Source organism: Rahnella sp. NRRL B-41462 (genome assembly GCF_003263525.1).
GTDB classification, from domain to species: domain Bacteria; phylum Pseudomonadota; class Gammaproteobacteria; order Enterobacterales; family Enterobacteriaceae; genus Rahnella; species Rahnella aceris.
On sequence record NZ_JYDF01000068.1, the window covers coordinates 1 to 1,352 of the forward strand.

The 1,352-nt window shown below is 49.3% G+C and carries 1 protein-coding gene; it reads right to left on the bottom strand.

The annotated features are described in order from the left end of the window. Window positions 1–240: 240 nt before the first annotated feature. Window positions 241–1,275, bottom strand: coding sequence for an IS110 family transposase (locus UC14_RS16930; protein WP_013576221.1), 1,035 nt, complete (start codon window positions 1,273–1,275; stop codon window positions 241–243). Window positions 1,276–1,352: the final 77 nt, after the last annotated feature.

The window sequence follows — 1,352 nt, forward strand, 5'->3', positions numbered from 1 at the left end:
CCATATATGGACGCCCCGGGTGTTACAAGTACTGGTTCGATACGGTTTGCGACCATATATCCGGCGTCGTTAGTGGGTTAATTTACCCGCGCCATGATGTTATCCGAGCCCTGTTTCCTTATCACTACACCGGTATATGATTACCCAGGTCAACTTCAGGCTGTTACAGGGACGGTAGCCGTTTTCTCATCAGTGCCTGCAAACTCAGTTAAATAAGTTTCTGTAAATTGCTGTTTTTAGCTAATTCATCGCAACGGCCTTCTGCATATTAAAATCAACCCCATCTGTCAGCACACGCCAGATAATTCTCGTCAGTTTATTCGCCAGTGCAACCGTGGTTTTCAGGAACCCTCGACGAGCTTCAAGCCTTTGCAGCCAAAGGCCCAGACTGTCATCGCGCTTTTTCATACAGCGCATTACAGACCGTGCTCCATGGATGATTAATGTTCTGAGACTACGATTGCCATTTTTTGTCACGGAGGATAATCGTTGCTTGCCTCCCGAACTGTGCTGCCGGGGAACCAGGCCACACCAGGCGGATAACTCTCTGCCGTTGGAAAATTGCCCTGCATCCACTTCACTGATAAACGCTGCCGCGATGAGCGGGCCGACTCCCGGAATAGTTAACAACTGGCGATAGGCAGCTTGTTGTGAAGACAATGCAGCAATTTCCTTATCCAGTCCGGTGACGCGTTCATTCAGCGCCTGCATGTCTTCCCGCAATGTAGAAAGTAAACGGCGGACAGTGAACGTTAACTCATTCGACGCGTCTTCCATCAGTTCAGGCAGGTGCTGCTGGAGGCACTGTATCCCGACAGGGATAATGAGACCATATTCAGCGAGCAGAGAACGAAGCTGGTTAGCCAGCGCCGTTCTTTGCTCAACCATGAGCTGACGGGTATTTCGCAGCGCTTTGATATCCTGCTGCTCAGCAGTTTTGACCGGAACAAAGTGGATGCCAGGGCGGAGTGCTGTTTCACAAATCGCCAGCGCATCATTAGCATCGTTTTTCTGGCTTCTGACAAAGGCTTTAACGTGCTGGGCAGGTATCAGTCTGACGTTGTATCCCATCGTTCTGAAGGTTCTGCCCCAGAAGTGCGAAGTAGAGCATGCCTCCATCGCGATAAGCGTTCCGGGCTCGAAGTGTCGAACGCAATCCAGCAATTTTGAACGGGAGATCTTCTTGTTATATGCAATTGAACCATCAACCATCCAGACGCATACCTGAAAAACAGATTTGGCAATGTCGATACCAACAACTCTGATTGTGTTCATGTGATATCACTCCTGAATTAATTGCAGTCAATAGAGTATGGCACTGGCTACTTCAGGGAGGGGCGTCCATAACATCA